The sequence below is a fragment of the Occallatibacter sp. FHG110214_02 genome, assembly GCF_059115385.1.
This window is the reverse complement of record NZ_JBZYWK010000019.1, coordinates 32985-55787: the sequence shown is the minus strand read 5'-3', so window position 1 is coordinate 55787 and position 22803 is coordinate 32985. Positions and strand designations below refer to the sequence as shown.

At 57.9% G+C, this 22803-nt stretch carries 21 protein-coding genes; 10 read left to right on the top strand and 11 right to left on the bottom strand.

Going from position 1 to position 22803, the window contains the following annotated elements:
• Nucleotides 1-77 precede the first annotated feature (77 nt).
• Nucleotides 78-1484 (top strand): APC family permease, encoded by a 1407-nt coding sequence (locus AC5S3R_RS15650; RefSeq protein WP_494268071.1) that lies wholly within the window; start codon nucleotides 78-80, stop codon nucleotides 1482-1484.
• Here AC5S3R_RS15650 and AC5S3R_RS15645 read toward each other — a convergent pair.
• Both AC5S3R_RS15645 and AC5S3R_RS15640 read right to left on the bottom strand, forming a co-directional pair.
• Nucleotides 1481-1993: a DUF2165 family protein gene (locus tag AC5S3R_RS15645; protein WP_494268069.1), complete on the bottom strand. Its 513-nt coding sequence runs from the start codon at nucleotides 1991-1993 to the stop codon at nucleotides 1481-1483. The genes AC5S3R_RS15650 and AC5S3R_RS15645 overlap by 4 nt on opposite strands.
• Nucleotides 1990-2874 carry a c-type cytochrome gene (locus tag AC5S3R_RS15640; protein ID WP_494268066.1) on the bottom strand — a complete coding sequence of 295 codons (885 nt, stop codon included), beginning with the start codon at nucleotides 2872-2874 and terminating at the stop codon, nucleotides 1990-1992. The genes AC5S3R_RS15645 and AC5S3R_RS15640 overlap by 4 nt, the downstream gene beginning before the upstream one ends.
• Before the next feature lie 73 nt (nucleotides 2875-2947).
• Between AC5S3R_RS15640 and AC5S3R_RS15635 the strand changes: the two genes are divergently transcribed.
• The 4 genes from AC5S3R_RS15635 to AC5S3R_RS15620 all read left to right on the top strand — a co-directional run bounded on the left by AC5S3R_RS15635 (nucleotide 2948) and on the right by AC5S3R_RS15620 (nucleotide 8961).
• On the top strand, nucleotides 2948-3418 hold the full coding sequence (locus AC5S3R_RS15635; RefSeq protein WP_494268064.1) for a RidA family protein: 471 nt from the start codon (nucleotides 2948-2950) through the stop codon (nucleotides 3416-3418).
• A 7-nt stretch (nucleotides 3419-3425) separates the two neighbouring features.
• Nucleotides 3426-4373: an acetamidase/formamidase family protein gene (locus AC5S3R_RS15630; RefSeq protein WP_494268062.1), complete on the top strand. Its 948-nt coding sequence runs from the start codon at nucleotides 3426-3428 to the stop codon at nucleotides 4371-4373.
• Between the two features lie 5 nt (nucleotides 4374-4378).
• Nucleotides 4379-4762, top strand: a complete 384-nt coding sequence (gene hpxZ, locus AC5S3R_RS15625; RefSeq protein ID WP_494268060.1) for an oxalurate catabolism protein HpxZ — start codon at nucleotides 4379-4381, stop codon at nucleotides 4760-4762.
• Between the two features lie 227 nt (nucleotides 4763-4989).
• Nucleotides 4990-8961, top strand: a complete 3972-nt coding sequence (locus AC5S3R_RS15620; RefSeq protein WP_494268058.1) for a carboxypeptidase-like regulatory domain-containing protein — start codon at nucleotides 4990-4992, stop codon at nucleotides 8959-8961.
• Nucleotides 8962-9294: 333 nt separating this feature from the next.
• Here the strand turns inward: AC5S3R_RS15620 and AC5S3R_RS15615 are convergent, their stop codons facing one another.
• The 7 genes from AC5S3R_RS15615 to AC5S3R_RS15585 are packed head-to-tail and all read right to left on the bottom strand — an operon-like array spanning nucleotide 9295 to nucleotide 16082.
• Complete coding sequence (locus AC5S3R_RS15615) at nucleotides 9295-10122, bottom strand: DUF3891 family protein (protein ID WP_494268055.1); 828 nt, start codon at nucleotides 10120-10122, stop codon at nucleotides 9295-9297.
• Nucleotides 10123-10134: 12 nt separating this feature from the next.
• Nucleotides 10135-10926, bottom strand: a complete 792-nt coding sequence (locus AC5S3R_RS15610; protein WP_494268053.1) for an ABC transporter permease — start codon at nucleotides 10924-10926, stop codon at nucleotides 10135-10137.
• Entirely contained in the window at nucleotides 10923-11696 is a 774-nt protein-coding gene (locus AC5S3R_RS15605) for an ABC transporter ATP-binding protein (RefSeq protein WP_494268051.1), read from the bottom strand. The genes AC5S3R_RS15610 and AC5S3R_RS15605 overlap by 4 nt, the downstream gene beginning before the upstream one ends.
• Nucleotides 11690-13408 (bottom strand): CocE/NonD family hydrolase, encoded by a 1719-nt coding sequence (locus AC5S3R_RS15600; protein ID WP_494268049.1) that lies wholly within the window; start codon nucleotides 13406-13408, stop codon nucleotides 11690-11692. The genes AC5S3R_RS15605 and AC5S3R_RS15600 overlap by 7 nt, the downstream gene beginning before the upstream one ends.
• Nucleotides 13409-13411: 3 nt before the next feature.
• Nucleotides 13412-14206 (bottom strand): creatininase family protein, encoded by a 795-nt coding sequence (locus AC5S3R_RS15595; RefSeq protein ID WP_494268047.1) that lies wholly within the window; start codon nucleotides 14204-14206, stop codon nucleotides 13412-13414.
• Nucleotides 14203-15561 carry an FAD-binding oxidoreductase gene (locus AC5S3R_RS15590; RefSeq protein WP_494268045.1) on the bottom strand — a complete coding sequence of 453 codons (1359 nt, stop codon included), beginning with the start codon at nucleotides 15559-15561 and terminating at the stop codon, nucleotides 14203-14205. Before AC5S3R_RS15590 ends, AC5S3R_RS15595 begins: the two co-directional genes overlap by 4 nt.
• Nucleotides 15558-16082 carry a nucleoside deaminase gene (locus AC5S3R_RS15585; RefSeq protein ID WP_494268043.1) on the bottom strand — a complete coding sequence of 175 codons (525 nt, stop codon included), beginning with the start codon at nucleotides 16080-16082 and terminating at the stop codon, nucleotides 15558-15560. Before AC5S3R_RS15585 ends, AC5S3R_RS15590 begins: the two co-directional genes overlap by 4 nt.
• A gap of 117 nt (nucleotides 16083-16199) precedes the next feature.
• Here AC5S3R_RS15585 and AC5S3R_RS15580 point away from each other — a divergent pair, with 117 nt between their 5' ends.
• Nucleotides 16200-17189, top strand: coding sequence for an ABC transporter substrate-binding protein (locus tag AC5S3R_RS15580; protein ID WP_494268041.1), 990 nt, complete (start codon nucleotides 16200-16202; stop codon nucleotides 17187-17189).
• Nucleotides 17190-17351: 162 nt separating this feature from the next.
• A complete protein-coding gene (locus AC5S3R_RS15575; protein WP_494268039.1) occupies nucleotides 17352-18065 on the top strand; it encodes a TIGR03435 family protein in 714 nt (237 codons plus the stop codon).
• Nucleotides 18066-18092: 27 nt separating this feature from the next.
• Here AC5S3R_RS15575 and AC5S3R_RS15570 read toward each other — a convergent pair whose 3' ends face one another.
• Nucleotides 18093-18878, bottom strand: a complete 786-nt coding sequence (locus AC5S3R_RS15570; RefSeq protein ID WP_494268037.1) for an NIPSNAP family protein — start codon at nucleotides 18876-18878, stop codon at nucleotides 18093-18095.
• Between the two features lie 130 nt (nucleotides 18879-19008).
• Nucleotides 19009-19461: a nucleoside deaminase gene (locus AC5S3R_RS15565; protein WP_494268035.1), complete on the bottom strand. Its 453-nt coding sequence runs from the start codon at nucleotides 19459-19461 to the stop codon at nucleotides 19009-19011.
• Nucleotides 19462-19849: 388 nt separating this feature from the next.
• On the opposite strand from AC5S3R_RS15565, the gene AC5S3R_RS15560 reads away from it, so the two are divergent.
• The 3 genes from AC5S3R_RS15560 to AC5S3R_RS15550 all read left to right on the top strand — a co-directional run bounded on the left by AC5S3R_RS15560 (nucleotide 19850) and on the right by AC5S3R_RS15550 (nucleotide 22607).
• Complete coding sequence (locus tag AC5S3R_RS15560) at nucleotides 19850-20296, top strand: MerR family transcriptional regulator (protein WP_494268033.1); 447 nt, start codon at nucleotides 19850-19852, stop codon at nucleotides 20294-20296.
• A 428-nt stretch (nucleotides 20297-20724) separates the two neighbouring features.
• Nucleotides 20725-21450 (top strand): (2Fe-2S)-binding protein, encoded by a 726-nt coding sequence (locus AC5S3R_RS15555; RefSeq protein ID WP_494268031.1) that lies wholly within the window; start codon nucleotides 20725-20727, stop codon nucleotides 21448-21450.
• 125 nt (nucleotides 21451-21575) lie between these two features.
• Complete coding sequence (locus AC5S3R_RS15550; protein WP_494268029.1) at nucleotides 21576-22607, top strand: FAD binding domain-containing protein; 1032 nt, start codon at nucleotides 21576-21578, stop codon at nucleotides 22605-22607.
• The last annotated feature ends 196 nt before the right edge of the window (nucleotides 22608-22803 follow it).

The window sequence follows — 22803 nt, the reverse complement described above, 5'->3', positions numbered from 1 at the left end:
ATCCCCGCGCAACGCGCAACACTTGATACAACCGCATCAACGCTGAAGCCTTATTTCCGTTTCCTCAAGGACGATTCGTGCCCGATCCTAATACAGCCGCAAGCAACGCCGCCGTGTATCCCGAACATTCTCCCGCAAAAAACTACGGCCTGCACACCGGCGTTCTCGGCCCTGTGGAAACGCTTGCGCAATCGGTCTCCGCGGTTGCGCCCAGCGCCACTCCCGCGCTCACTATCCCTATCGTCTTTGCGCTTGCTGGAAACGCCACATGGCTCGTCTACGCGCTAGCGACTTCGGCCATTCTGCTTGTGGGCTTTTGTGTAAGCCGCTTTGCGCGCATGTCGGCCTCACCCGGCTCACTCTACACTTACACCTCCGCCACGCTGCGGCCTGTTTATGCAGCCATCTCCGCATGGGCACTGCTGCTTGCATACACAGCAACGGGAGCATCGGTTGCAGGCGGAGCGCTCTACTACGCCGTGCTGCTCTCGCAGCAGTTCTTCCACTTCGCGCCGCCGGCACTGCTGGTTCTTGCGCTCACATGCGGCGTTGCGGGATTCATTGCATGGTGTGATGTAAAGCTCTCTGCGGAAGTGATGCTCTGGATTGAAGCTCTGAGCGTGGCCACCATTCTCATTGTGCTCGGCGCGCTGGCCTTTCACTTCGGCTTGCATATTGACTGGGACCAGTTCCGGCTCAAGGATGTGAAGTTCCCCTCGCTTGGACCTGCGCTCGTGCTCGCCATCTTCAGCTTTGTCGGGTTTGAAAGCGCTACATCACTCGGCACAGAGGCTCGCGACCCGCTGCGCACCATTCCACGTGCTGTAATTCTCTGCGCTCTTTGCATCGGCACGTTTTTCATTCTCAGCTCCTACTCTGAGGTGCTTGGCTTTCACTCCATCAGCGGCAAGTCTAATGACTCAACCAGCCCGCTGCATCTGCTTGCGGGGGTTGCAGGAGTCGGGCCGCTGGGTATTGCGATTGATTTCTTCGCCATGGTCAGCATGTTTGCCTGTGTGCTCGCATGCACCAATGCCGCATCGCGCCTGATGATGAAGATGGCGCATGAAGGCTTGGTACCGCGACTCTTTGAGCACACCAGCAAGCGCCACGGCACGCCCGGCGCATCGGTCGTGCTGGTCGTGGGAGCCATGCTGGTCTCCACTGCAATCCTCAGCATGCTCTCAGTAAGCGCGCTGGATATTTATGACCTGGCCGGGTCGCTCTCCGTCTTCGGCTTCCTTACGGCATACGGCTTGATGGCTGTAGCACTTCCCTTCGCACGGCGCGCCGCCGGGCAGCACTCCACAGGCATTGCAGCGGTGAGCATTGTTACAGTGATTGTGATGTTGCTGATTGCGATTTTCGATTTGCAATCAGCCAGCGATGCCGTGCATGGCCGTGTGATTCCAGAAATCTATCTTGGATACATCGTGGCTGGGCTTGTTGTTTACCTGCTGGGGCACAGGCGGCAAGCTGCTTAAGGCTGGACTTCGCTTTCGGGAATCAGCAGCAAAATCAGTACGATTCCAACTACGGCAAACATACGGAAAGCTGCTTCCTGGCCGTTCCATGTTCTGGATTGCCACATCAAAAACCACTCCGCGCCAACGGAAAGAAACGCGACCAGCCACATCAGCATGGAGAGCGTGAGCCCCGCAATTGCCGTGCGCTTTGCAACATGAAATTCTGTCACAGTCCGCTTCAGCGCATGCAGCAACTTCCATACACCAAGCCACAGCAGCACCATCGTTACAATCTCCCACGCAATGATGCTGAAGTAAAACGCAAGATGCACGGCGGCCAGCGGAATTGCGCGCCACATTCCATGATTGCCGGGAAAGGTAGAGTCCATCATCAGCACGTGGCGCACGAACTGGTAGTTGGAGTCGAAGTCCGTAAGGTTATTGAAGACCACCAGCGTGTAAAAGAGCGCGATTCCACAGAGCAGCAGCAGTTTTGCAATGCGCGTTGTCGCAATGTTTGTAATCACGGATGTGATTTTTCCTTCGCAGCGGATTGTGCTTCCGGCTTTGTGGGGGCGAATGTACGAAAGTATGCCACAAGCGCGTCGAGCGTAGCGCGATCATAGGTTGGCTGCGCGGGCATGCGCGCTCCGAGCCGCAGCGTCTCCGGACTGTGAATGATAGTGCGAAAACGTTCCGGGTCTTTTAGCGCATCTGTACCAAGCAGAGACCACGAACTCTTTCCCATGGTGCCGCCTTCCGGGCCCGAGTTGTGGCAGCGGAAGCAATCCTCGCGGGCAATCCGGTAGCCGTCCATGATCTGCTGATTGCCGCGCCACTGTGCTGCCGGAAGAATCGGCGCATAGATATGCGCGCCGTTGCGAAACTCCAGCCGCGTAATTCCATAGGGAATTTGTTCCTCATCGTCATGCGCCAGCACCTTGAAGCCCGGCTTGAAATTCGGATTCGCAATCATGTAAGGCTGCATATCGTCGCCGGTCGGAGCCTTGGGCCAACCTTCACGCGTCTTGCCGTTGATACGCATGACAAGAAACGGATGATGCGCGGCAAGGTACTCCGGCGAGTAGTTGGCGCGATAGCTGTCATAGCAAATGGCGACAATCATGTTCGCGTGCTCGCCAATGAGCTTTGCCAGCTCTTCCAGCGGAATGCCGCTCACTTCCGCGGGCGCGTGGAAATTGTCATCGTGAATCGTGTAGGTCTGTTCAGGAAGTTTCAGCAGGTCATCGTACCGCAAATAACGGGTTGTGCCGGCAGGCAAACCCGCAAGCTCGCCGCCAATCTCCAGATCACCGGGAGAAGAGCGTTCCGTATGAAGCGCAATGGGGGAAGTTGGCGTAACCGCCGGCACCAGAAGCACCAGCAGCAACGCGAAAAACAAGCGCATGGCTCATCCTAACTTGCATGGGCATAAAAACCCAATAACGATTTCCTGCAACCTGATATTGTCTGAAGACAAGATGACCACATTCTCCCAAGCAGAAGACAAGCTGAAAGAACTGGGGCTGGAACTTCCCTCTTTGCCCGCGCCGGGCGGCAATTACGTCTCCGCCAAACGCGTGAACGATGTTATCTATCTCTCGGGTGTTATCTCCGTTGACCCGAACGGTGTTATCACCGGCCAGGTGGCCGTGGACCGTACCGTGGACGAGGCCTACGCCGCCGCCCGCGTCTGCGTACTTACCCAGCTTGCCGTGCTGAAGCGCGAGCTTGGCTCGCTCGACTCCATTGCAGAGATTCTTACCGTCAACGGATACGTCAATGCGCCGTCCGGGTTTGCGGATTCTCCCGCCGTCATCAATGGAGCTTCTGACTTGCTGGTCGCCGTCTTTGGCGAAGCGGGACGCCATGTTCGCGCTGCCGTTGGCGTCAGCGCCCTGCCCCGCAACGCGCTCGTCGAGCTGCAGATGACTGTCCGCGCAAAATACTGAGGCGACCATGAGCGAACACACACTCAGCGCTGAACCGACACACTCCGTTTGGGACCGCACACTGCCACCGCGCCTGCGCATCGCCTCCGGCGACGAGGTTGGCATTCAATGCGTGGATGCGAGCGGCGCGCAGGTGCATCCCGGCATGACGACAGAGGAGTACCTGCAGATTGACCGCACGCGTATTCACGCGCTCACCGGTCCCATCTGGGTAGAGGATGCAGAGCCCGGCGACGTTCTGCAAATCGATATTCTCAATACGCGCCACCACGGTTGGGGATGGTCCAGCGTGATTGAAGGCCTTGGCTTTTTGAAGGAACGCTTTCGCACGCCATACCTCTTTCACTGGCAGTTGGATGGCGGCCACAGCACATCGCTTTTCCCCGCCACGGTTCCTGTTCGCCCGTTTCTTGGTGTGATGGGAGTAGCCCGCGCCGATGACGGCAGCTTCCGCACACGTCCGCCCGGCCCGTTTGGTGGCAATCTGGACGTGCGCGAACTCTGTGCCGGCTCGACGCTCTATCTCCCAGTCTTTGTTCCCGGCGCGCTCTTCAGTTGCGGAGACGGCCACGCGGCACAGGGCGATGGCGAGGTCTGCATCAACGGCATCGAGTGCCCGCTCGACGTGACGCTCCGCTTCCATCTGCACAAGCAGCAGCCGCTTTCTGCGCCTATTGTGGAATCAAGCACGAAGGCCGCGCCAGACGCCATTGCCGACTCGTGGATAGTTCTCGAAACAGGCTCAGACCTTGCCGAAACTGCCCGCAACGCCACCAGCCGCATGGTGGATTTGCTCGTCTCGCGCTGGGGGTTCTCCGAGATTCACGCCTACATTCTCTGCAGTGTCGCCATGCACCTGCGGCTGAGCCAGGTTGTCAACGAGCCCATCCACACCATCAGCGCCGCAATCAGCAAACAGATTCTTCCGCCGCGACAACTCTTTCCCATAACGTGACACCCATGACCATCCACAATCCTGAAATCAACATTCCGGAAGTTGTTGCCGAGCTGGAAGCGCTCTATCCGCAGTACGAGCAGGCGCTTGTCACTAACGATGTAGACACGCTGCTCGCCATGTTCTGGGACGGCGAGCAGGTCATGCGTTTTGGCGCGACGGAGAACCTGCACGGACGCGAGGAAATCGAGTCCTTCCGCAAATCCCGCCCTGCGGCCAACCTTGCCCGCACCATTGACCGCCTCGACATTGTTTCCTTTGGCCGCGACTTCGGCAGCATCACGCTTGAGTTCACTCGCGGAACAATTCGCGGACGCCAATCGCAGACATGGGTGCGTTTTCCACAGGGCTGGCGGATCGTTGCGGCACACGTTTCTTTATTGCCATAAAGAAACACGTAAGGAATCCATGTAAACCCGAAACATCCCTGCCTTCTACCTAGTTTGCAGTTGAATCTTTACGGCGCTCACGTCATCCTATTTCTATTCCACGGTGCAATTCATCGAACCGAACTGATCTAAAAACACACAGCGATTCATTCGCGGCAGTTCAGCATTTCTCTCTTCCTTTGGGAAACGAACAATTGAATTGAGCAGCACGACGCCTTCAGAGACGCATGGCAACCAAGCCGGCGCCTGGAGCGATTTCCATTTCGAGGCTTGTGACTTTGAGAAATTCCATACGGCTTGCTACCTTCCTGCTTCCCCGGCTGCTCTTGCTTCTGGCAGCCATTGCGCTCTCCTGCACCTTTGCATCCGCACAGCAGACACTCGGCGGCATCACCGGCAGCGTATCGGACGCATCCGGCGGAGTGATTCCCGGCGCCAATGTCACGGCTGTTAATGAGCAGACCTCGCTCACCCGCTCCGCCAGGACCAATGCCAGCGGCGAGTACAGCTTCGTCAACCTGCCCATCGGCACCTACACGCTGACCTTTGAAGCAAACGGCTTCGACGTGCAGAAGACGGCGCACATCACCGTGCAGGCCGACCGCACCATGTCCCTCAGCGCCGCGCTCAAGGTTGCCGCGGCCAAGGCTGAGACGGTGGAAGTCGATGCCTCGCCGCTCATGAACTCCGTAGACACAACCGTCGGCTACGTGATGGATTCCGCGCAGATCAGCGCCATACCGCTGCCAACAGGCTCTTTCACCGGCGCAGCCATCCTTTCGCCCGGCGTCAACGCCGAGCTCTCCGGCGGAACCGGCGTCAACAGTGGCCTCGGCAACGCGCCCATCTGGTCCAACGGCCAGCGCGACACCTCGAACAGCTTCTCGCTCAACGGCGTGGACATCTCGAACCTCTTTAACGGCAAGTCCACCAGCCAGGTTCCTTCCGCCCGCGTCATCAACTCCACCGGCGTCTCTTCCAGCAGCGGAGCCGGCGGCGTGATTCCGAGCGTCGCTTCCGTTTACCTCTCCATCGGCAACGCCATCCCAACGCCCGCTCCGGAAACCCTCGAAGAGCTCCGCGTAAATGCCTCCATGTATGACGCGCAGCAGGGTTCTACTTCCGGCGCGCACGTGGATATGAACACCAAGTCGGGCACGAACGACCTCCACGGAAGCGCCTACTTCCGCCGCGCCACCGACTGGCTCAACGCCGCTCCCTTCTTCTTTAACCAGGACCCCGACATTGACCCCGGCGTCAACGTCCGTTCCAAAGTTCCTGAGCTTCACCGCTGGCAGGTTGGCGGAGAAGCCGGCGGCCCCATCATCAAGAACAAGCTCTTCGGCTACCTCGCCTATCAGCACCTGCATGTCTCCGACCAGGAAATCGGCGACACGCTGCTGAACGTTCCTGTTGGCCTCTCCGATGACCGCTCGGCAGGCACGCTTGCCAGCCTCGTGAATCCCGTCTTCGGAACCAATCTCACTTCCGCCAGCATCAACCGCGTTGCGCTCGCACTCTTCAACTCACCCGCGGTCCCCGGCGAACCCGGCAAGTGGCTCATCCCGAACGACCAGTACGGCTGGCCGACTGTCAGCCACACCACCAACGCCTTCCTCCCCGGCACCGCCTACCTCAAGAACGACCAGGTAGCCGCCAGCCTTGACTACAACGCGTCCAACAAGGACACTCTTGCCGCCAAGTACTACTTCCAGCACGACCCGATTCTTTCGCCATACTCTTACTCCAGCGTTCCCGGCTTTACACAGCACCTCGACTCCGGCGCGCAGGTCTTCTCGCTCATCAACACGCTTATCCTCAAGTCGAACCTGAGCACCACGCAGACCATCGGCTTCCTGCGCGAAAAGATTTACGGCACCAACGAGCAGCCGTTTGGACCCGACGCCATCCCCGGAGGCTCCGCCGGAACCGTCTCCATCAACATGTTCGGCTCGAAGTACTTCCCCGGCGTCTCCATCTACAACTCCACCGGCTACAACCCGAACGGCGACTACACGCCCACCGGCATCCTGAACATCGGCCCCAACGCCGAAGCGCAGGCACCGAACACCGGCGTCTTCCAGAACCGCATTGCGCCCTCGGCCAACGCCATCTGGATGCTCGGCAAACACACGCTCGCCTTTGGAGCCAACTACACCTACACGCAGCTCAACACCATCGACCGCCGCACCGGCACTGGCACCATCGCCACGGACGACCTGAGCCAGATGCTGCAGGGTTATGTCACTCCGGGCAGCTCCGGCACCGGCTTCTACGTCAGCTCCTTCCTGCAGGGCGACGCCAACCGCTACTATCGCGCCAACCAGCTCGGCGTCTACTTCCAGGACAAATTCCAGGCCACGCCAAGCCTTTCTCTTACCGCCGGCCTGCGCTTCGACTGGGATGGCGGCCTCACCGAAAAATATGGCCGTCTCTTCAACTTCGACTCCACGGCCTACAAATATGACGTAGGCAGCGACACCATTGAGAACCCCGGCATCATCATCGCTGGCAACAACACCAACGGCACGCGCGGCGTAAGCAACACCACGCTCACGGGCCGCCAGTGGGGCATCGCTCCCCGCCTCGGCATCGCCTATCAGCCCGAGTACTTCCACAACAAGATCGTCATCCGCAGCGGCGTCGGTATGTACTATGACCGCGGCGAACTCTTCACCTACTTCTCGCCCGGCTACGCCATCGGCACCGTCACCGGCGGCCCCTTCGGCGTCAACCAGCAGCTCCCCTTCGTCAATGCCTCCACCTGCCCCGTTGCCTACTACTATCAGGGCTACATTCCCACCTGCGACGGCACAGACTCCGGCGGCAACCTTGCCAACCCCTACGGCGGCAGCCTTCTTCCGCCGCCCAACAATCCCAAGGCATCAGATTTGGCCAACTACCTTCCGAACGCCGAGAAGATTATGAACGGCGGCGGCCAGCCCATCTCGCTCGGTGTCTATGACCGCGCCAACAAGCTGCCTTACACCATCAACTACACACTCGACCTGCAGTGGCAGCCTCGCCCGGACCTCGCTGTTGAAGTTGGATACGTTGGCAACGTAGGCCGTCACCAGGTCGTTCCGGTTCCCATGAACCAGGCGCAGATTGCCTCACCCAGCAATCCGACGCTCGCCGGCGGTGCCTATGAGCAGAAGTACTCTTACGGATACACGCTGGAGGATTCCCTGCCCGACGGCTCGCCTTACCTCTACAACTACGAGGGCGGCAACGTCGATCTGCGCGTTCCCTATATCGGTTACGCGGCAGAGTCCATCAAGTACGTCGCAGCGGGTGTCGATGCGTACAACGCACTGCAGGCTCACGTGGAAAAGCGCATGAGCAAGGGCGTGCAGGTTGGCTTCTCTTACACCTACTCCCACGCCACCGACGAACATAGCGGCCTTGGCCTCTTCTACAACGGCAACAACGCGCTCGACCTTCGCAGCGGCTACGGCCTTTCGGACTTCGACCGCACGCACGTCTTCAACTTCAACTACGCCTTCTCAATTCCTGACACCGCACCGAAGAAATCGCTGCTCGGCAAGCTCGTCGATGGCTGGACACTTCAGGGCCTCACCGTTCTTCAGAGCGGCCAGCCCTACTCCGTCATCGACTTCTCCGGCGCCATCGGCTCGGTCTACTACTCCACCGCCGACGGCATCACCAACCCCATCGTTCCCCTGGCCCCCGGTTGCACCGCCAAGAGCGCCATGACCAAGGCCTCCGGCGCATGGACCATCGGCAGCGGCAAGCCTGCTCTTGACCCGTCCTGCTTCACGCTTCCGCTGCTTCCTGCCGGCGGACTCAACGGTGCCATTCCCTCGAATGACCCATATGAAACCGGCTTCACCACCGGACAGCGCAACATCTTCCGCCAGTCCTTCCAGAAGCGCGCCGACGCCTCGCTGGTCAAGACCTTCAACATTCACGACCGCTACAACTTCAAGTACACCTTCGACGTCTTCAACCTCACCAACACCACTTCGCTCGACATTCCCGGCAACGAGGTCTCGCAGAACGAGGAGTACAACCAGTTCCCCAGCGCCGGGCAAACCGTTCTCCCCGGCAAGTGCAATGCGGACGGCACCGGCAGCGTGTCAGGCAGCTTCTACAACTGCCCCGGCGGCCTCGGCATCGTCACCCACACCATCGGCGCACCGCGGCAGATCCAGATGTCGCTTAGCCTGACCTTCTAACCACAAACCATCCCAACAAACGGGGCGGCTCCAGTTGGAGCCGCCCCGTTTCTTTCAACCAAACCCCCTCCCCTAAAAATAAATTCCAAATCTGTGGAAAACTGTTGCGTGCAATTAACCCCATCTATGCCATACTCAAAATCAGCAGGCAGAACGGCCCGATTCCATATGGAATCGGGCCGTTGTTCTTTCCCTGCTCTCGCGAAAAAAAATTGAGAAAGTAACCACCTATTAACTCAATGGTAAACACATAAAATCTCCCGCAAACAACAGATTCCATTGTGGAATTACCCGGAAACAATCCACTCCAAAAAACAATATCTCCAGCAGCAATCAAGCAAACTGGACCAGCGTAACGGAAATCTCCTCCACTTCAGCCGCACCAAATGCCGCATCCAGCTCCTCGGAAGCCGCAAACAGCTTCCCCTGCACCCGCCGCGCCGGAAACCGGAAGCTCAGCTCCGCCTCCGCAAACGGCCAGGGCTCCAACCGAAAAACACGCGCAGCCAACGGAGTAACCGTCACCTCAGCCGCGCCGCCATCCACCAGCGGCAGCGGATGCAGCAGATGCGCAGGCTTGTCATAAGCCACGCAAGTAAGCAAAGAGAGATTGTCGCAAGCCTGCAGCAGCCGGAAGTGTTCCAGGATCGTCTGCTCGTCCTTCTCTTCCGCTTGCAACGTACCGTCAGCAGCAATCGCAGACTTCAGCTCCGCCTGGAAATCCCTCTGCCGGGCGAGAAAATCATCCAGCAGCACCAGCCCCTCCGGAGCAATCGTCGAACGGTCTGCATGCTCCGTCAACAGGTTGTAGGTATGCATCGCCACCAGCAACCCAGCATAAGGGTCTTCCGCAGCAATCAACCGCACCGCCCGGTCACGAACCGCAAGATAATCCGCAATATCAATCTCTTCAAACGCCGAGTACTTCCCCACCAGCTCAATCGAAAAGGCCGAAGGCTTCCCCTGCCGCGTAATCGAAGGATGCGCATCCCGCGCCGCCCAGCCATCATCATGCGAAGCAATCCCAAGCAGCACGCGCTCCCGCGGCTCCGGCCTGCGAAAACGCTCATTCCCCCACGCCGCTGCAAACGCCCCAGCCAGCCGCGCATGGTCAGGATGCGTAATCAGTTGCCACCCGTTCTCCGTCTCCATCCTCAACATTGATGCAATCTCCTACTCACTAACCGCCTGCCGCTTCGACTCATGCCAGTTGTGCAGCGCCAGCCACTCAAAAAACATCACCAAAAAGAAGAACGCAAACCCCAGCACCGTAGCCGCGGCCACCAGCGCAAACATGTACGCCGTCTCCAACTGGCTGTTGGCATACATAATCGCGTACCCCAGCCCGCCCTCACCAACGCGCATCGACCCGGCAAAGAGCTCGCCGGTAATCGCACCAATCACCGCAATACCAGCGGCAATGCGAATCCCGGTAAAGATATTCGGCAGCGCATGTGGCAGCCGCAACTTGAACAAAACCTGCGCGGACGTAGCCTTGTGCATCAGGAACAGGTCCTGCAAATTGCGGTCCACACTGATAAGCCCCTGCGTAGTATTCGCAATAATCGGTGCAAGGCAAATGATGAACGTAACCACCATCACCGCCATAATCCCCGGCCCAACCCAATTGATAATGAGCGGCGCAATCGCCACAATCGGCACCGTCTGCAACAGAATCGTATACGGATAAACCAACTGCCGCAGCCATCGCCACTGCGCAAACACCAGCGCCACGCCAACCCCAGCAGCAACGCTGACAATCAGCCCGCCTGCCGCTTCTTCGGTTGAAATCCAAAGCGAGTTAAGCAGCGAAGCATGCTTTTGAACAAGAGCCGCAAGCACCACTCCCGGCCCCGGCAGCATATAGACAGGCAGATGCTTCCAGGTAACCAGCGCCTGCCACAGACCAAGCAAACAGGCCAGCACAATCACGCTGTTGACTATGAGCCAGAGCCGCTTGGTCATGCGTTCTGCACTCCTCTCAGCAGCCTCGATGCCCGCGTAACAGCCTCTTCAAACGCAGCGGACTCGCGAGTTTCAGCTGTCCGCGGCCATGGCAAATCAATCGAAATATCATGCGCCACCCGCCCTGGATGCGGAGCAAGAATCACAATCCGCGTAGAAAGAAACACCGCCTCCGCAACCGAATGCGTAACAAAAAGAACAGTCCACTTCTGCTCTGTGTAGAGACGAAGGAGCTCCTCATTCATCCGGTCACGCGTCATCTCATCCAGTGCGGCAAAAGGCTCATCCAACAGCAGAATCCGCGGCCTGTTCACCAGCGCCCGCGCAATCGAAACCCGCATCTTCATGCCACCGGAAAGCTCGCGAGGATAGCTGCGGGCAACATGCCCAAGCTGCACCAGCTCAAGCATCTGTGAGACACGTTCTCTACGAGCCGGACGAGCCGCATGTTCCAGCTCAAGCCCAAGCCCGACGTTCTGCTCAACCGTGCGCCACGGCAACAGCGTTGCGTCCTGAAAGATAAAGCTCATCAACTGGCGTGCATTGTCAGGAGTCATGCCATTCACAGAAACCGCGCCTTCGCTCGCGGGACTAAGCCCGGAGACAAGCCGCAGCAGCGTAGACTTTCCGCACCCTGAAGGACCAAGAAGCGTGACAAACTCCCCGCGCTCCATATTGAGCGAAATGTCCTGCAGAATAGCGGGCCCGTTGCGAAAACGCTTGCCTACTTTATCGAGAGCAATTTCCGGAACAGTGACTTCGGCTACCATTCAGGCTCTCCTTTCACCGGAAGATAAAGCGCAGATGGATGCTCTGCCGTATGCAACACCTGCTGCGTGGAGCGCGCCCAGTTCCAGTTGTCTGCCAGTTGCGGCAGCGTTGAAGTCGATGGATTGCGGTCGTAGAGCGGAAAAGCAGAACTGGCAATTTCAAGCCGCAGCCGCTCACCAGGAAAGAGAACAAAAGCGGTTGGCTCCAGCGTGAACTCCCACGCGTGGACCTCATCCGCAACATACTCTCCTTCACGAAAGAGAAAGCTGCTGCGCGCAATGCCGATACAGAGGAACTCCGCGCGTCCAGTCGCCGTAACGCGCACCAGCTTGGCAGTAAAGTCAGCATGCGGCGCAGAGGTTGCAGCAAACAGTCGAATGCGCGGCTGACCAAAAACTTCCGTTGCACGTGTAACAGGCGCAGAAGTGTAAACAAGCAGGTTGTTACCGAGTTCCGCGGCAGATTGGTCCTGTGGACCGCTTAACGCCTGAGGGCCGCCGGGCGCGTAAACAGGAACTTCAGGGTCATAAACAAATACGTCGCGAGGTTCTTCTGCCTGCGGAGCTTGTGTTGTAAGTGTTCCATCGCCTTTGCGAGAGTTGGCATTGCCGCCGCCATGAAGATAGACAGGCGTAGACGTAGAGGGCCATTGCTCCGCAGAGAACCACTCGTTTGCACCAAGAGAGAAGTAGCGAATGCGCGGCTGAATGTGCCAGGCCGGTTCGTCTTTGAGCCAATGATTGAACCAGCGAAGAAGAATTGCGTCAGTGTCGCAGTTGGCGGCTTCGCCAAGGTTGGCATCGCCAACACGATCACCCCACGGAATATGAACCCACGGCCCAGCAAGCAAATATTGGTTATCGCGAGCATGTTGTGTGCCCGCATGATTGCGCAGAGCAAGATATCCCGCAATCGAACCTTCGAGATACATGTCATACCAGCCGGAGATGTGCAGAGCCGGTACGGTAATGCGATCAAGCCGCTGGCTTATGTCTTGATTAGTCCAGTAGTCGCTAGGCTCGTTGTGACTCATCCAGTCGCGGACATAGCTGGGAAGCGCAGCATCAGCAATCGCAGGATGCGAAGCATAAGGAACATGCGCAGCCTGCGCACGGATATTCGCCCACGCTCCTTCAAGCTTGTCGCTAGCTTCACGCCGGCCGCGACGGCGAGCGTCTTCGCGAAGCATCTGGATTCCCCATCCCAGTGTGGATGCGAGACGAAGCGCGCCCTGATGGTAAAACCAGCCGTGGTACAAATCGACAGCGGTCATGTGCGGCGCGATACAAAGAAGCCCCTCAGGCTGTTCAGCAGCCGCGAGAAGCTGCGTCGCACCCTGATAAGAAAACCCGTACATGCCTATTTTGCCGTTGCAGGCCGGATGCTTGCGCAGCCATGCGATAGATTCAGCTCCGTCGCCTGCTTCATGACGGAAGGGATAAAACTCTCCCATTGAGCCGCCGCGGCCGCGCACATCCTGGATGACAACGTGGTAGCCATGACGAGCAAACCAGACGGGATGCGCGTATACAACGGTGGAGGCGATATCGCGGCCGTAGGGCTGGCGCATGAAGAGCGTGGGCCATCCTTCCGATTTCGTCCCTTTGCCACTTGGATAGTAGTGGTCGGAGACAAGGACAGTTCCGTCGCTCAGCGTGCACTCGACGCCGCGTTCGAGCCTCACTCCGTTGCCGCAGTCTATAAGGGCCATGGTTCAAGCTCCGTGCTTGGGAACGAAGTTGTACATGGCGGTAAGGATTTCGGCGAGGCGCTGTGCGGCTTCGGCGGTCCACTTTGCTCCGTTTTCGGCGGTAGCTGCCGAGGGGTCGCCGAGAACGCCGCTAGGAGCGATGTCGCGAGTGAGCCAGGCAAAGTTGGCAGAAGAGCCTTCAGGTTTTAGCAGCTCGGGAGTATCCACACGGGCGATGTAGTTGGTGGTGTACTCCTCTTTGCGCACCAACTCAGGCGTAGCGTGCAGCAGATAGGCGGTTTCAATTTCTCCGGCGTGAAAGCCGTAAGTACGCTCCTGCTGGGAGACTCCTTCAAAGCTCGCTCCGGGAGAGCCGAACAGCGAGAAGGTTCGCAGGTCAAATTCAGCACGAAGGTCACGGGCCAGAACATCAACGAGCGAGGTGTTGCCGCCGTGGGTGTTATAGAGAACGACCTTCTGGAAGCCGGCAGCAGCGATGCTTGCACCCAGGTCGCGAACTACAGCAAGAAATGTGGACGCGCTAACAGACAGCGTACCGGGAAAGCCCAGGTGCTCATTGCTTTTGCCATAGCAGACAGGTGGAAGCGCGTAGATGGGCACGTCGGCAGGAATAAGTTCGAGAGCCTTGCCCAGCAGCAGATTGTTGATAAGCGTATCTGTGGCGAGCGGAAGATGGTGACCGTGCTGTTCGATGGCGGCGGTGGGCAGAACGAGCAAGGTGCTTTCGCGCGGAAGCGCGGCGACCTGCTTCCAGGTGAGATAGGCGAAGTTGCGGGAATCGGGTATCCAGGTTTTCATTTGCTAACTGTCTCGCGATGAAAGCTCATCATCTTGCCGGGGTTGAGAAGGCCGCGTGGATCGTACTTCTGCTTGGCGCGGAGCTGGATGTTGTCAGGGCGGAAGCGGCCGCCATCTTCGAGGTAGTTTACGTGCGGGTTGGCGACGAAGACGCCAATGCTGCGGCAGTAGTCGATCATCTCCTGCAGGCGCTCGGGCGTGGTGAAGCGGACGATGGGGATGGCGCCGGGGATGATGGCGCCTTCGCCGTTTTTCATGAATTCGATGTGGAAGAGGATGTCTTCGCCAAACTTTGCGCGGAGCTTCTGAAACTGGCTGCGGCAGTCCGTTGGCGAAAACCCGCATTGGAGATAGGTGTACTCGGGGTTGGACTTCATGGCCCAGAGAGTGGTGTGGTTCCAGGTGTAGTCGCTCAGGAGCGGCTGCGTGCGCGGGCCTTCGTAGAAGCCTGTAAAGGTGACTTCCCCGCTGACGGATTCAGCGGCTCCGCGGAGCTTGTCGAGTTGGTTGGTAGCCAGCATCAACAGGACCAGCGATTTACCTTCGCGGGTGACTTGCTTGATGGGCGCGAAGTAAGACGGTATGGGCCACTCGAAGACGGTGACTAGGCGCTTGGTCCATTCTGGGCCGGTCGCAATGGATTCAGCGAAGGTGAAGGCCGCTTCATACGCATCGAAGGCGATGGTGGCTTGGGCCCATTCGACGGCCTGTGTGAGCGCGAACCAGATGCGGGTAATAATCCCGTTGGTCCCCCAGGCATGGAGGATTTCATGGACGGCTGGGCCTTCATGCAGCACGACGCGGGGCTCGTCTTCCATAGTTACCACTTCAAAAGCGCGGACGGTATCGAAGTCGCGGAGGCCGCCGTGGGCAACGGAGCCAATCCCGCCGGAACCACCGCCGAGGAAGCCGCCGATGGATGCTTTGACGAGCGTGCTTGGGTACATGCGGAGTTCCCACCCCTTGGCGCGGGCTTCTGTTTCAAGCACGCCTAGCCGAAGACCGGGTTGGCAAATAGCTACTCCGTCTGGCGTGATGGATTCAAGCTTGTCCATAAGCGACAAATCGAGAAGGATGCCACCATGGAGCGGGACACACTGGCCGTAGTTGCCGGTTCCGGCGCCGCGGGTGGTCACGGGGATTCCATGCTGTCCTGCGTAACGAAGAATGGCCAGGATTTCTTCCACGCTTATTGGCTGAACAGCTATGTCGGCATGCTTGTCCGCAAGCTGCGGGCGAAGGATGGGCGAGTACCAATAGAAGTCGTGCGAGAGGCGGTCGAGGACTGGCGGCGCGGTGAGGACGCGTACGGGGTCGATGATTTTTTGCAGGCTGGGGATGAGTTGCTCGTTCATGGCTTTCTCTTCCTGCGGTGCTTGGCCCATTCTTTGAAGGCGCGGAGCATGTTGGGGTGCGTGAAGAGAGCGTAGCAAGCCTCATGCGCGACGGGGCCATCAACGGGAATGGGCATATCGCTGCGGCGGGCCACTTCTTCGGCGGAGATGTGAATCTGGTTGACGTGACGCGCGGCGTCTTCGATTGTCGCTCCAAAAACGACGCGGTCAAGGTCGGCCCAGAGGGCGCAGCTCATGCACATGGGGCAGGGCTCGCAGGTGGTATAGAGCGTGTAGCCGGCAAGCGAGAGCGATTTGAGGCGGCGGGCGGCGAGACGGATGGCTCGGACTTCGGCGTGGAGCGAGGGGTCGGACTGGCGGTGCGCGTCGTTGAGAGCACGAAGCAGGAGCTTGCCGGTTTTGGTGTGAACGATGGCGGCTCCAAAGGGGCGCGGCGAGAGCGTTTCCAGCGAACGGGCGGTGAAGGCGGCGAGCGCGGTCATGTGCTCGCTATCGTGCTGGCGGCTGGGAGGGATTGCCATATCTGAGCTTTGCATCCGGCGCGAGGGTTGGGCAATGAAAACGGCGTGAGGAATTTGTGGTGCATTTTTGAGGGCCATCTTTATGAGCCGCGTGATAGGTTGCAAGCAAGAACATTCGTGAGGTTGGCTTTGCGGATTCGTCTCTTCCCTTCTCTTTTGGTATTGGCGGTTGCGGTGGTGATTGCGGGTTGCCGTGGCGGAGCAAATTCCGCAAACGAGGCTGCGGGCGGGCTTACGCCAGTGCGATTGCAGTTGGATTGGTATCCGCAGCCGGAGCATGGCGGGTTTTATGAAGCTCTGCTGAACGGGTATTACAAGGCCGAGGGGCTGGACGTGACGATTGCGCCGCTTCCGCAGTATGGCAATACGGGACAGATTGTGGCGATGGGCAAGGCGGACATTGGGCTGGGAACGAGCGCGGAGATTCTTTCGTGGAACTCGAATGGGCTGCCGCTGGTAGCAATTGCGGCGACGATGCAGCATGACCCGCAGGCGATTATGGTGCATACCAGTTCGCCTATTCATGATTTCAAAGACCTGGAAGGTCACACGATTGCCGCGCAGACGGGCTCGACGTGGCTAAAGTACGTGACGATGAAGTATGGGCTGAAGAATGTGAAGCAAATTCCTTCCACGCGGTCCGTGGCCAATTTTTTGAACGACCCAAACTACGTGCAGCAGATTTTTGTGACCAGCGAGCCGTATCTGACGAAGCAGGCTGGCGTAGATGTGCGAACGATTCTTATCAGCACGTCGGGGTTTGATCCTTACCGGGTGCAGTTTGCGACGCGGGATTTTGCGGCGGCGCATCCCGATGTGGTCGCCAAGTTTGTAAAGGCTTCAATCCGCGGCTGGCAGGATTATCTAAAGAATCCGGATGCGGTGAATCAGCAGTTTTTGAAGCTGAATCCAGCGCTGAACACGGCGCAGGAGGCGTTTACTACAGCGGCACTGCGAGACGGCGGGTTTATTGGCTCGGGAACAGAGATTGGGTCCATGACGGCGGCACGTTGGCAGGCTGGCTATGACCAACTCAAAGCACTGGGAATTTTACAAAATTCGTTTGATGTTAGCTCGGCTTATTCGTTGAAGTTCAACGGTCAATGAGAGAGAGGCAGGATGCGGAAAGACACAGACGGGAACCTTCCCTCATAACTCCGCGTAGTGACAAGGGTGATGACAAACCCGCCGACAAAGCGATTCTGCGCTGCCCTGCTCCTTCTGCTTCCGCTTATCGATGCCTCGTTCCTTCTCTCCGCTCAATCCCCGATGGCATCACAACCCGGCGCAGAGGCACCCCTGCGGTTTGAAGTCGCCTCCATCCGTGCGCGGCAGTCGGATAGCAATGAGCCTTCGAACCGCAAGATGCTTCCGGGCGGACGCTTTGTAGCCACTGCCACCACTGCCCGTACACTGATCCGCATCGCATTCGGCGCCGACGACAACCTCATCTCCGGCGTACCCAACTGGGCCGGCAACGAAACCTTCGATATCAATGCCGTCACCGCCGACCACACGGAAGTGACTACTCCGCAGCAATTCCAGCAGCTCATTCTTTCGCTGCTTGAAGACCGTTTTCAGCTCAAGTTTCATCGCGCGCGGATAGAAACTCCTGTCTATTGGCTCGAACTTGTGAAGCCAGGAAAGCCCGGCCCCGGTCTCAAGCCCAGCACTCCCGACTCACAGCCCAACATGAGCACCAACTCCAACGGCTCAAGGACCGAGATGAAGGCCTCGCAGATGTCTATGGGCGACGTTGCCGCTGCACTTCGCAGGCAGGCTGGGCGTCCTGTGGAAGACCACACTGGCCTGCAAGGCAACTTCAACTTCCAGATTCAATGGGCCCCCGAAGAAACTCCCGATTCCGCCGATCCTTCCCTTTTCACGGTGCTCAAGGAACAGCTTGGCCTTAAGCTCCGGCCTGCCAGAGGCACTGCGGAAAGCATCGTCATTGACCAGATTACTCAGCCTACTGCCAACTAAACCGCTGCTGCTCTCGTCCCTGCCAATCTAGATTTGCGAAGAGGAGAGCGGGCTTAGATACAAGTTGGTGATGTTACTGACGGTGGGCTCGTAGGCATATTTGGGGTCCGCCGATAGCTTCTTCCAGTCAGGGTTGTTGCGGAAGTTCTCCCACTGGGCTTCCAGGGTGGCTTGGCTTTCGGAGGCCAGCATGTAGGTCAGATTGGGCTGGCGGGGACCGATGAGGCTGTCGCCGAAGAAGACGGGGTGGAAGCCGGCAGCCTTGAAGATTTCAAATTCGCCGGCGTGGAACATTTTCACCTTTACTTCATGGGCGTGGTGGCTGGGGCTCTCGTAGGTGCGGAGCTGGAAGATTCGCTTGGCTGACTTCGCGGGCGGGGTGATTTTGGGCCAACCTTCAAAGGAGATGAGAAGCAGCGAGTCAGTGCGGAGAAAGGCTGGAGCCGTGGCCGGGGCTGACAGAAATGACTCGGCGGTTTTGGCGTAGTCGGCATCGGTGACCAAGTCCTGGTCGAGCAGGGCAGCCTGGCCGGTGGTTCTTGTGGGAATGAGAAGGTAGAAGGCCGGGGTTTCGGGGCCAACTTCAAGGCGGAAGGCTCCGACAGGGCCAATGTTGCGGCGGGTCAGTGCGGGAATCAGGGCTTCCGAGATGTACTTTTCTACGAGCGCAGTCTGCGGACCGGTTTGCATGGTGTAGCGGCGAAGGAGATAGAAATCGCGAGCGGTGGCCATGTGGTCCTGGCTCTGCTGCGCGGTTGCCAGCGTGGCGGCGGATGCGGCAAGGGAGGTAGCTAAGAATTGGCGGCGATGCATTGGGTCTCTCTTCTGCGGCAGTTTGGAGTTCGCAGAAAAGCATACCTCAGGGGCTGAAGCCCCTTCTTTACGCTGTCCCATTTTTGCCGGGGGTAAATCCCCGGCCTACCTGAGCGGCTATGGTCTGTCCCTAATCTTCGCCGATATCTTCGTTCCAAATTTTGGGTTTAGCAGTGATGAAGCTCTGCATCAGGGCGTGGCACTCTTCGTTGTCGAGATCTATGATCCGGACCCCGTTTTCGCGAAGCCAGTCTACGCCGCCGGAAAACGTTCGGCTTTCGCCTACGACCACTGTGCCGATGTTGAACTGGCGGATGAGCCCGGAGCAATACCAACAGGGAGCGAGGGTGGTCACCATGATCTTGTCGCGGTAGGTGCGCTGGCGGCCGGCGGAACGGAAGGCATCGGTTTCGCCATGAACGCTGGGGTCGCCCTGCTGGACGCGGCGGTTGCGGCCTCTGCCCAGGACTTCGCCTGCTGGAGTGAAAAGAGCGGCTCCTACGGGAACGCCCCCCTCAGAAAAACCCTGTTTTGCCTCTTCAAGTGCTACTTGAAGCATTGCTGCATAATCCGGCTGTGTCATACGGTCCTTTTCGTGGCCAGAATACAGATAAATTCTTTATTTTTCAATTGATTGAAAGAAATTCTCCATGTGAATTCCACCTTGGATCCAACGATTATGGACGCATTTTCCACAGGAAAGGGGCCAAGGAGAGCAGAGACTACTGTAATTGCAAATAATCTGCCCTTTATAGTGCGCCAACGTCTCCAACGTTAGAGAGAATCGGGCTCCGGCGGCTTGTAATTTACAAAGTCAAGAGAATCTTAAGAAATGTAAAGCGGGTGAGGAAAGACTTTGGTTTTTTCTGCTAGCTGGTTGATAAAGATAGGTTTTGATGAAATCGAAATTCATTCAGCAAGGAAATGAGTGCTGTTGACTTGGAGCGCGCTATAAGGAGTACGGTGAAGATATGCGGAACTCTGGTTATACCATTCGGACCATGGCGGAACGTTGCGGCATGACGACGCACACGCTCCGGTACTACGAACGCGTGGGATTGATTCAGCCGGTGGGGCGTGCCCGGAATGGGCATCGGCGCTACTCCGAATCTGATGCTGCCTGGTTGAACTTTTTGCACTGTATGCGGGCAACGAATATTCCGATTCGCGACCTGCAGCGGTATGCCGCTCTGCGGGAACAGGGCGAAGGCACATCGCTGGAGAGGCGGAAGATTCTGGAAGATCACCAGGCGGTAATTGCAGACCAGATTCAGGCGCTTGAAAAAGCGCATGCGATTCTGGTTCACAAGATTGCGAACTACAAGAAGATTGAAGAGAAGCTTGGGCTGCGGTCGGCGGAACCGGAGACAGTAGTAGAACGCGTGTCGGGCGCTAAGCAGGTGGCGGTGGTTGCTTAGTGACCAGTCACTAGTGAAAGACCAAACTACTGCTTTTGTTTGTGTAAGAAAAAGCAGGACGGATGTTGTGGCAGGATGTTTTGAGAGGGGAGCACGATTTCGTGCTTCCCTTTGCTGGTTTTAGCGCGCGAAAAATGATCGAAACAGTATGAATGAATACGTTTTTCAGGATACGGAAGAACGGATTGATCTGGTGAGGCGATTGCGCGTGGGTTCCTTGCGATTTCAACGATAACCATTTTTGTTTTTAGCAATTTTTATTGTCTCCATTTACGAACGAAATGGCTTGCGGGGGCTGTGCTGAATCTGGGTTAGGATGATTGGCACAGCGGTTTGTTACCCTGCGAAATCTCTTTCCCATTTTGCCTTTCGTCTTGCTTGTGCTCCCGTTTGGAGGGAGTGGATTGTCTCTCATCAGGAGGTCTCCTGTGGCTGATTTACCGAAGATTCGCTTTGAACATTTGAAGCCGCGTAATGTGGCTCCTTCGCCTGTGCCTTCTGCTGAAGATGCGGAGCGGCAGTCGATTGACCTGGAGCCTGTAACAGCTGAGTCCGGTTCGGGACGGTTTTCGCGGCGGTTGTTTTTATCGGGGCTTGGCGCGGCAGGTGTTGTGGCTGGCACGGCTCCGGTTGCCAAAGCTGTGCCGGTGGTTGAGCCGGAGGTTAAGGCCCCCGAGGCGGACAACGTTGCCGACGTTACGCTGCGTGTGAACGGGAAAGAGTACGTGCTTAAGGGGATTGATACGCGGGCGACGCTGCTCGACACGCTGCGCGAGCGGATTCACCTGACGGGCACGAAGAAGGGCTGCGACCACGGACAGTGCGGGGCTTGCACGGTGCATGTGAATGGGCGGCGGGTGAATAGCTGCCTTTCGTTTGCGGTGATGCACGAGGGCGATGAGGTCACGACGATTGAAGGCGTTGGGACTCCGGAGAACCTGCACCCAATGCAGGCGGCGTTTGTGGAGCATGACGGCTACCAGTGCGGATATTGCACGAGCGGACAGATTATGAGCGCTGTTGCGCTGTTGAAGGAGCCGATCCCGAATACGGACGAGGACATTAAGCATGCGATGGCGGGGAATATCTGCCGGTGCGGGGCTTATACGAATATCGTGGCGGCGGTGAAGTCGGTAAAGGCTTTGCGCGCATAAGCAGGGATTTGTTCTTCCAGGTCTCCAAAAGAAGGAAACCTGAAGCGCTTACACAAATGCAGCAAGTTAGCGCGCTTTGCGCATAGCAAGTTAGCAAGTCAGCAGAAGGATAGCTGGAGGCTGAGATGCAGAGTTTTGGGTATGTGAAGGCTACGGGGACGGAGAAGGCGCTGGCTTCGGTGTCGGGTGGGGCGAAGTTTATTGCAGGCGGGACGACGCTGGTGGACCTGATGAAGCTGAATGTCGAGAAGCCGTCAGGGCTGGTCGATATTAATTTGCTGCCGCTCGACAAGATTGAACCTACGCCTGCGGGCGGGTTGAAGGTTGGGGCGCTGGTGAGGAATAGCGACCTGGCTTGGAATTCAGCGGTGAAGCGGGATTATGCGGTGTTGTCGCAGGCGCTTCTTTCGGGGGCGAGTCCGCAGTTGCGGAATATGGCTACGACGGGCGGGAATCTGTTGCAGCGGACACGATGTGCGTATTTTCGCGAGCCGAGCGCGGGCGAGCCGGGCAGCTATGGATGCAATAAGCGCGTGCCGGGGACGGGATGCGCAGCACTGGATGGGTTTCATCGCATGCATGCGGTGCTGGGGACGAGCGAGCATTGCATTGCTACGCATCCGAGCGATATGGCTGTGGCTATGGTGGCGCTGGAGGCTGTGGTGCATATTGAGGGGCCGAAGGGAAGGCGCACGATTCCGGTGGGCGAGTTTCATAAGCTGCCGGGGGATACTCCGCATATTGAGAATGCGCTGGAGCCGGGGGAGCTGGTGACGTATGTTGAGCTGCCTAAGCCGGTAACGGGTGCGAAGAGCGTTTATTTGAAGCTGCGGGATCGCGCGAGCTATGAGTTCGCGCTGGCTTCGGCTGCCGTTGTGGCGCGGGTTGAGGGCGGGAAGATTGCTTATGTTCGCGTGGCAATGGGCGGCGTGGGGACGAAACCCTGGCGGAGTCATGAGGCTGAGGCTGTGCTGAAGGGAAAGGCTCCGACTGAGGAGAATTTTCGCGAGGCGGCTAAGGCGGCGCTTAAGGATGCGAAGCCGAGGACGGATAACGGGTTCAAGGTGGAGTTGGCAAAGCGGTGCGTGGTGCGGGCGCTGAAGGTTGCTACGACGAAGGGCGCGGAGATTGAAGGGCAATATCCGCGGTCGGTTTAGGGACGAGTGACGAAAGACGAGAAAAGGCGAATTCGTGGTGAGTTTGCGGGAATGCTATCCCACCCATGCGCAAAGAGCGCGCATGAGTGGGGCACCCAAGAGTTTGTGGGAGAGCTGGCAAAGGCAACCGCAGATCCTTCACTCCGCTGAAAAACGCTTCGTTCAGGATGACACGGCACTTTTTGCTGAGGGAGTT